Source organism: Arachidicoccus sp. (assembly GCF_050436765.1).
Lineage (GTDB): Bacteria > Bacteroidota > Bacteroidia > Chitinophagales > Chitinophagaceae > Arachidicoccus.
Map to the genome: position 1 here is coordinate 23,173 of NZ_JBNQGD010000296.1, position 8,857 is coordinate 32,029.

At 37.4% G+C, this 8,857-nt stretch carries 8 protein-coding genes; 1 reads left to right on the forward strand and 7 read right to left on the reverse strand.

Annotation, left to right across the window (positions count from 1 at the left end; genetic code table 11):
- Positions 1 to 65: 65 nt before the first annotated feature.
- From coaE to ACQR30_RS12865, 7 genes are all read right to left on the reverse strand, one after another.
- Entirely contained in the window at positions 66 to 650 is a 585-nt protein-coding gene (coaE, locus tag ACQR30_RS12835; protein WP_429735719.1) for a dephospho-CoA kinase, read from the reverse strand.
- 82 nt (positions 651 to 732) lie between these two features.
- Positions 733 to 1,077, reverse strand: coding sequence for a preprotein translocase subunit YajC (gene yajC / locus ACQR30_RS12840; RefSeq protein ID WP_429735721.1), 345 nt, complete (start codon positions 1,075 to 1,077; stop codon positions 733 to 735).
- 39 nt (positions 1,078 to 1,116) lie between these two features.
- Positions 1,117 to 1,554 (reverse strand): DUF1573 domain-containing protein, encoded by a 438-nt coding sequence (locus tag ACQR30_RS12845; RefSeq protein WP_429735723.1) that lies wholly within the window; start codon positions 1,552 to 1,554, stop codon positions 1,117 to 1,119.
- 5 nt (positions 1,555 to 1,559) lie between these two features.
- A complete protein-coding gene (gene nusB, locus ACQR30_RS12850) occupies positions 1,560 to 2,495 on the reverse strand; it encodes a transcription antitermination factor NusB (RefSeq protein WP_429735725.1) in 936 nt (311 codons plus the stop codon).
- Between the two features lie 117 nt (positions 2,496 to 2,612).
- Positions 2,613 to 3,554, reverse strand: a complete 942-nt coding sequence (locus ACQR30_RS12855; protein ID WP_429735734.1) for a sterol desaturase family protein — start codon at positions 3,552 to 3,554, stop codon at positions 2,613 to 2,615.
- Between the two features lie 152 nt (positions 3,555 to 3,706).
- Complete coding sequence (gene odhB / locus ACQR30_RS12860) at positions 3,707 to 5,275, reverse strand: 2-oxoglutarate dehydrogenase complex dihydrolipoyllysine-residue succinyltransferase (protein ID WP_429735727.1); 1,569 nt, start codon at positions 5,273 to 5,275, stop codon at positions 3,707 to 3,709.
- A gap of 143 nt (positions 5,276 to 5,418) precedes the next feature.
- Positions 5,419 to 8,160 carry a 2-oxoglutarate dehydrogenase E1 component gene (locus ACQR30_RS12865; RefSeq protein WP_429735729.1) on the reverse strand — a complete coding sequence of 914 codons (2,742 nt, stop codon included), beginning with the start codon at positions 8,158 to 8,160 and terminating at the stop codon, positions 5,419 to 5,421.
- Positions 8,161 to 8,440: 280 nt separating this feature from the next.
- Between ACQR30_RS12865 and rpsT the strand changes: the two genes are divergently transcribed.
- Positions 8,441 to 8,701 (forward strand): 30S ribosomal protein S20, encoded by a 261-nt coding sequence (gene rpsT, locus ACQR30_RS12870; protein ID WP_429735731.1) that lies wholly within the window; start codon positions 8,441 to 8,443, stop codon positions 8,699 to 8,701.
- Positions 8,702 to 8,857 lie beyond the last annotated feature (156 nt).

The following is an 8,857-nucleotide window of genomic DNA, read 5'->3' on the forward strand; positions in this document are numbered from 1 at the left end:
CTTATTGCTTGTTTGACAAATATGCTTTTGCAATAGATTAATCAAATGTAAGGTTTAACTTTTCTTTATCGCATTGCTATAAATTTTAGGTGCAAAGAAAGCACTTGTGGCAGAATTGCCTGTTGTTCATCGTTGACAATTATAAAATCGCAAAGCTGCATTTTTTTGTCATTGTCCATTTGCTTTTTTATTCGTTGCATTACCGCTTTTTCTGAAAGATTGCTGCGTTTCATCGCTCTGCGAACGCGCAGTTCAATAGGCGCCTGTACGCCGATAATGAAATCCAAGTTGCTTGCGCTCTTTGCTTCAAATAGCAGTGCAGCTTCTTTTATAATATATGGGGCAGATTGTAAGGCGATCCAATCTTCTGCTGCCTGAATGGTCGCCGGATGCGTAATATTATTAAGCTGTTTCAATTTAGATGCGTCTTTAAAAACAATTGCTGCTAAATATTTTCTGTTGAGGGTCGTCTGTTCGAAAATTTCGGGGCCAAATGCATTTATTAATTGAGTTTTAACGGATGCATTATTTTGCATAATAGATTTAGCTACTGCATCTGCATCAAATATAGGTATTCCCAGCGTATTAAATATTTTGGCTATCGTACTCTTCCCACTTCCTATGCCACCTGTTAATCCTATTTTTAGCATACCCACGATTTTATATAAAAGTAAAAGCCAAAATTAAATGATTTTAATTTTGGCTTTGCTACTTTTTTCGGCGAAGGAAAATCTATTTTGTATCCCCACTTGCTTTATTCAATGCTTTAGTCCATTCAAGACTGATGGAAGATTTTTCCATTTTGAGATAAATACCAGGGCTAGTTTCTACCACAATAGTTGTCCCATCTTCGTTTATCTTATTAATAGTGCCATGTATTCCAGCTATTGTTACTATTTTATCTCCTTTTTGTAGGTTGGCAATAAAACCTTTTTGGTCTTTTGCTTTTTTTGCTTGCGGGCGAATCATAAAGAAATAAAACACTACGATAATACCCAACATAATAATTAATTGCGGGCCTCCACCACCAGCACTTCCATTGCCGGCCATTGCTAATACTGAATTTAATGTACTCATCTATTTTGTTTTTGTTGAATGAAAGAAATTGTTTGAAAGTTATTTGGTAACCGTGCCGGTAAATGCAAGTACATAGTTTGCATCATTGGTCGTATTGGAACTTACAACTATGCTTTTCCGAATACTTCCAGGAGCACCATGTTTGCTATCAAAAGTGGCTTTTACTGTTCCTTCCTGACCAGGTAGGACTGCATCTTTGGTGTAATCAGCAATGGTGCAGCCACAGGTAGGGCGTACACTTGTAATATAAAGCGGCTTCTGACCTATATTCTTGAAAGTGTAGGAGATAGCCACATTTTCCCCATACTTAACGGATCCAAAATCGTGAATGGAATCTAACCATTTTATCTGTGTAAAATTGGCTGTATCACTCGACACGCCAGCTGGTTGTTTTTGATGGGTTGTAGTACTGTTGCCGGAGCAAGAGAGTAAACCAATCAATGCGATTGTTGTAAGAAATGCAAATAATTTGTTCATCGATATTAATTTTTTCTAAATTCGACTTTCTGAATTTTGTTTTGCGAAATTAAGTCTTTATGAATAGAATCTAAAATTCCGTTTACAAATTGGCCGCTTTGTTTGGTACTGTAATCTTTTGCGATATCAATATATTCATTGATGGTTACTTTTGTCGGAATTGTTTCGAAAAAAAGTAATTCACTTATGCCCATTTTTAATAGTAGCATATCGATTACCGCAATTCTTTCAGAATCCCAATTTTTTAATTTTGGCTTTATCAAATCCATTAATGCTTCGTCTTTTTCTAAAACAGTCGTCAGCAGTTCTTTTGCATATAACCATTTATCTGCAGATATGGACTCTTTGAAGTTGATAGATTTTGGTTTATTCAAATATTGCATAACCATTTGTTCAATCACTTCACAATCGTCATCCCAATTTTGAAAAAGCTCCTCTACTTTAGCAATGAAACTCTCGTTTGCTAAAAGTAAATCGGTAAAGATAAAATGAATTATTTCTGTATCTGATTTCTTGTCTCTACTGTCAATGGCTATATATGCCGCATATTCGGGCGTCTGTATAAGCTGCAAAAATATTTTTTTTACGAGGTCATCCTCCACTAAAAGCTTGACCTTATTTTGATTGACTACTGTATTGAATGCTTCGTTCTCCAATAAATGCCAAACAAATTCATTGCCAGCAATTTTAATGTTTACATTTAGGTCTTCTTGTGTTACGATATTCTTTGAGGCGCGTTGCTGTGCGTGTATTTCGGCGAATTGAGCAATTTCTATTAGATAGGAAAGCATAAATACCAGTAATGTACGAGTTTGCTCAATTTGCTTTTTGAGTTGTGTTACAACTTCCGTTTCTTTAGGCGATGATTTTTCCTGATTTGTTGCATCAATTGCATATAACAGTTGCATTACTTTTATCCGGATATTTCTTCTGCTTATCATAAAGTGATTGTATAAGAACTTTTAAGATGTGCAAAGGTAATAAAATATACTGATAGCGCGATATTTTATGGTATTGATTATAGAACTTTTAAAGCAGCTGTTGGCTAAATAAAAAAATTAAAAAGAGTCCGAGACCATTTCTTTTTCCCTTTTACGCGCTATTTTCTCATTATAAATCTTTAAAGGACTACCGAAGATATAAAACCATTTTTTCTTAAAGCCTTTTGCCGCTTTCACATCTTGGTACATGTCATTTACTTCATGGAAGTTTAGAAATATAGGATTTAGTCGGTTGCCAATTTTTTTGGTGAGTCCATAAATTGGACGTTCTTCCTCAAGTTGGAAAGTTCCAAATATTCTATCCCAGAAAATAAAAGTGGCGGCGAAGTTTTTATCTAAATATTTCTCTTGTGAACCATGGTGAACACGATGGTTGGAGGGAGTGGCAAAAATATATTCCACCCAATACGGTAATTTTTTGATATACTCGGTATGGACCCAAAATTGAAACATTACGCTTACCTGGCTCACAACAAAAATGACGATAGGGTGAAATCCGCATAAGGCGACAGGGATGAAGAATATAGTCTTGATATTTTGAATCCAACTTAATCTAAATGAAACCGTAAGGTTGTAATTTTCTGCTGAATGATGCACCACATGGGTACTCCACAACAACCGCAGTTCGTGTGAAATACGATGTGACCAATAGCTGCAAAAATCAAAAAGAATGTAGCATGGAATAAAGGTCCACCAGTTAAGGCTCATTCGCCAAGGTAAAAGGTTGTAAACCCAGACGAACAGATAGAACAGCCCTACTTTTATTAATACATTTATAAGCACATTTCCCAAGCCTACCAGTGTAGACCCGATACTTTCTTTTGTCTTATATAATTTCTTGTTTTGATACCAGGAAACACCTATCTCTAACAGCGTAAGAAAGGCCATAACCGGTATCGCATAGACAATAATATTGGGTGAATTATGCTCTAAATGAGTAATCTCACTGTAAAGAATTTTAGGTGCACCAAAAAGATGGAGAAGGCAGGCGTTTATCATATTGTTCAAACATAAACTTTTTAAACCCTTTCGCCAAAGGTATTATGTTAATTAAGAGTATTTTTCCTGTTAATTATGTATGGCATTATATTTAACATAAAAGCGGTTTCATCAAAAAGATGAAACCGCTTTTAAAAAGTAAATTGCTCGATTTATAGTTCCAATAAGGCTTGAATGGGGTTTTTACTAAACAACAATAATTCGGGGTTTTCCAACAATTCTTTCACCCTTACTAGGAAACTGACGCTTTCTTTTCCGTCGATAATACGATGGTCATAGCTTAGGGCTATGTACATCATCGGACGAATAACTACTTGTCCGTTAACAGCCATCGGACGATCTTGGATTTTGTGCATGCCAAGGATGGCGCTTTGAGGTAAATTAATAATAGGTGTACTTAGCAGGCTTCCGAAAGTTCCACCATTGGTAATGGTAAAAGTACCGCCCTGCAAATCTTCCATACCCAATTTTCCATTACGCGCCTTGGTCGCCAATTCTATTACATTCTTTTCAATATCTGCCATGCTTTTACTCTCCACATTGCGCATTACTGGTACTGTTAAACCTTTTGGTGTACTCACGGCAATACTAATATCTGCATAATCATGATAGACCAATTCGTTCCCATCAATATAACCATTTACAGCGGGCCATTCGCTCAATGCGATAGCGCAAGCTTTACCGAAAAAACTCATGAAACCCAGACCTACACCATGTTGTTCTTTAAACTTGTCTTTATATTTTTTACGGATATCCATGATGTTGCCCATATCTACTTCGTTAAAAGTAGTGAGCATCGCAGTCGTATTTTTTGATTCTACCAAACGACGACTAATGGTTTTGCGTAGGTTACTCATTTTTTCGCGACGCTCGTTGCGTGAGAATAATTCCGAGCCGGCAAAAGTTTGTTTGCCGGGATTGGCTAATGCAGCCAATACATCGGCTTTTAATATTTTTCCACCTTCACCACTGGCTTTGATAGATTTGGTATCTATCTTTTTATCAGCAATCATTGCGGAGGCTAAAGGGGTCGCTTTTATATCATTTGGGACAGATGTTACTGGCGCGGTAGTGGTAGTACCGGCCACAGTCTTCAATTCTGATTGAATAGGTGAGCTTGTCTGAGGTGCTGCTGGTCCAGCAATATCCGTATCAATCTTAGCCACTAAATCTCCTATTTGTAAAACGTCGTCTTCATTCGCGATAATGGATAATTTACCTGCTTCCTCGGCGTTCAATTCAAAAGTAGCTTTCTCACTTTCTAATTCAGCAATTGGTTCGTCTCTGTTAACTAAATCTCCTTCATGTTTAATCCATTTAACCAATGTTACTTCACTGATGGACTCTCCTACAGTGGGAACTTTTATTTCTATTACGCCTTTTCCTGCGGCTTTAATTGCAGGGATAGGAACAGGAGCGACAGCTGTTTCTTGTTCTGGTTGGGGTTTTTTAGACGGTTCATCATCGGTTGGCCCTGCTGGTTTTTCAGCTGTTTCGTCGATGGTAGCTAATACGTCTCCAATTTGTAATGTAGCATCTATTTCAGCCACCGCGTGTAAGATACCTGCTTGTTCCGCATTTACTTCAAATGTTGCTTTTTCACTTTCTAGTTCAGCAATTACTTCATCACGATTTACATAGTCGCCATCATTTTTTATCCATTTAATTAAGGTCACTTCGCTAATGGACTCGCCCACCGTGGGCACTTTTAGTTCTATCATACTATTGCGATTTCAAGGTATTGCGTTAAAGGTAAAAGTATTTTACATTTAGACTACAAATATTTTATAGATACCTTTTATTTAAATAATTTTTATTTTAAAAGTATAAATTCGATAAATACATTTTTGTATACTTATACACATCAAATCGAAAATGCAGTTTCCAATATTTCTTCTTGTTCTATTTTATGCACTTTAGCATAACCTGTGGCAGTCGAAGCGCTTGCATTTCTACTGATGACTCCATAAGGAAAGGCTTTGAAATTTGTTTGTAAAAAGGAGGCTGCACCCATATTCAATGGTTCTTCCTGTACCCAGAACCATATTGCATTTTTATATTTGACGTGCAGGTTTTTAATCTGCTGAACAGGTAAAGGATATATTTGTTCCAGTCGAATAATAGCAATATCTGTACGATTTTCCTTTTCTTTCTTTTCTTGTAAATCGAAGTACAATTTGCCGGAACACAATAATACCTTTTTTATATCTTCTATATTTGCCTGGGCATCGTCAATTACTTCTTTAAACCCGCCGTCTGCAAACTCGCTAATATGGCTATAGCTACCGGAATGGCGTAAGTTAGCCTTTGGTGACATGTTGATTAAAGGCTTCCTAAATTCCCAGCTCACTTGTCTTCTTAACGCGTGGAAGAAATTCGCGGCTGTCGTAATATTAGTTACGACCATGTTTTCTTCGGCGCAACTTTGTAAATACCTTTCGAGTCTAGCGCTGGAATGATCGGGTCCACTGCCTTCATAACCATGTGGTAATAATAAAACGATACCACTCATCGTTCCCCATTTCGATTCTGCGCTGGCAATATATTGGTCGACCACCATCTGTGCCCCGTTCGCAAAGTCACCATATTGTGCTTCCCAAACGGCCAGTCCGTTCGGGTTGGCCATTGCATAGCCATATTCAAAACCCATAACGGCATATTCACTCAACAGTGAATTAAATACCCTAAATTGGGCTGTCTGATTTTCTTTTAAATGATTTAGACGATTGTACTCACTATTATCATTCTCATCGAAAAGTACCGCGTGACGATGGGCAAAAGTACCACGTTTCACATCTTCTCCGCTTAGCCGAACGGTTTTATCTTCAACAATTAAGCTCGCGTAGGCTAATAATTCAGCGGTGCCCCAATCAATTTTTTCTTCACTTTCGAACAAAGCTTTTTTATCTTCCAATAATTTTTTTACTTTCCGAAGCGGATGAAAAGTGTCTGGCCATTGCAAGAGTCTTTCTACCAGATCTTTTGCCTTTTCAAGTGGAATGGCCGTAGTAGGTGATTTTTCAAAGTCTTCAGGTGTGGATGAACGTAAGCGTTGCCACCATTCCTCTGGCGCTTGTAATTTATAAGGTAAAGGCTTTTGGCGAACTTCATCAAATCTCGCCTGCAAATCGTTCCAAAATTTTGTTTCCATTTCTTTGGCCAGTACCTGTGCCTCTTGCTCACCATGCATTGTAAGAAACTTCGTATAAACTTCGCGTGGGTTTGGATGACGGTCAATTAACGCATACAGTTGCGGTTGTGTAAATTTAGGCTCGTCACCTTCATTGTGTCCATGTCTTCTGTAGCAGAGAATGTCGATGTAAATATCTTTGTTGAATTGCTGTCTAAATTCTGTTGCTATTTCTACTGCCTTTACCACTGCCTCTATATCGTCCCCGTTTACATGAAAAACCGGGGATTGCGTAATGCTGGCAATTGATGTGCAATAATCAGAAGATCGCGCATCTTTGTAATCGGTTGTAAAACCGATTTGGTTGTTAATGGTAATATGAACGGTTCCCCCGACATTGTAACCTTCCAATTCACTCATTTGTGCTACTTCGTAAATTACTCCTTGGCCCGCAAGGGCGGCGTCACCGTGAATAAGAATTGGTAAAATACGATCATAATCAAAGTTGTATAATACATTGGCCTTTGAACGAGCAAAGCCCAATGCTACCGGATCGACCACTTCAAGATGAGAGGGGTTAGGGCAAAGTTGCAGGTTTATTTTTTTGCCGTCATCGGTAACAAAATCGCTCCGAAACCCGAGGTGGTATTTTACGTCTCCACTTCCTTGAGTCTTATCTGCGGGCACAACGCCTTCAAATTCGCTAAATATTTGTTCATATGTTTTACCCAAAGTATTAGCTAAAACATTTAGACGGCCACGGTGTGCCATGGCTATTACTACCTCGCGCACATCATTTTTTGCAGCAATATGAATAGCAGCGTCTAAAGCAGGAATCAGTGCTTCTCCTCCTTCTAATGAGAATCTCTTTTGCCCAATATATTTAGTGTGTAGAAATTTTTCAAAGAGAACACCTTGATTTATTTTTTCTAAGTTACGCTTCCGTTTTTTGAGAGATGGCTTTTCCAATAATGTTTTTTCAGCCGCATTAAGTATCCAGTTTTCAATCTCCGGATCGTTCACATAGGTAAACTCAACACCGACTGAGGCGCAGTAGATGCTGTCTAATCTTTCGACGATTTGCTTAAGCGTGGCGTTGGGCAAACCAATATATTGACCTACCTGAAAATGCGTATCCAAATCTGCATCGGAAAGGTTAAAATACCGTAATCCAAGATTGGCATGTCTATCTTTTCTTGGACGAATGGGATTCGTTTTAGCAATCAGATGACCTTTTTCACGATAGGCGGAAATGAGTTTGTAAACGTTTAATTCCTTTGTAAGTGCTACAGCATCGAAGCTGGCATTGTTTGCGGCATTCGCGGTGGAGGTAGTTTCGTTAGCTACTGCAAAATCGAAGCCTTCAAAAAATTTTCTAAATTCCGGGTCAATATCGGCTGGATCTTTTACAAAGTCAGCATATAATTCTTCGATAAAGGCTGGATGTGAGTTGGTGATATACGAGAAATCTTTCATTTTCTCAGAGAGGTTTGACTATGATTTATATTTATCTGCAAATATCCTATATTCCGCTCTAATAAAAGCTTAATATTCTTTATTTTTTTAACAAAGGATTGTTTATTAATTATTTTAGTAGAAAAGAAAATAATAATGCTTTCTTTTTGAAGGAACAATTAACTAGGTGAGGAGGCCAGATTTTGCGTTTTGAGAAAGGGTAAATAAAAAATTATTTTTCATTTAAAGAAATTTATTATACTTTTGCCCTCCGAAAAATTACTCAAAAAAGAATTATTGAATGGCAAATCATAAAGCTACCAAAAAAGACGTTCGCCAAGCAGCAAAACGCAGAGACAGAAACCGCTATTACGGTAAAACTACACGTAATGCAATTCGCAATCTTAAAGCATCTGCTGATGATACAGCTTATGACGCTGCGTTGCCCTTGACCGTTTCTATGATTGATAAATTAGCTAAACGTGGTATTATTCATAAAAACAAGGCTAGTAATCTGAAAAGTAAATTAGCTAGAAAAACAGAATTTAAAAAAACTGCTTAATTGCAAAGATTGAGTAAGTTTTTCATATAGGAGAATACCGGACAGTTTGTCCGGTATTTTTTTGCTGGAAATGTTTCAACCAAAAATAAAGAGGGGCTTTTGGATCAAGTTAAAAAGTTGGGGGATTGCGATAAAACAATTTGCTTTGCCTTAGAT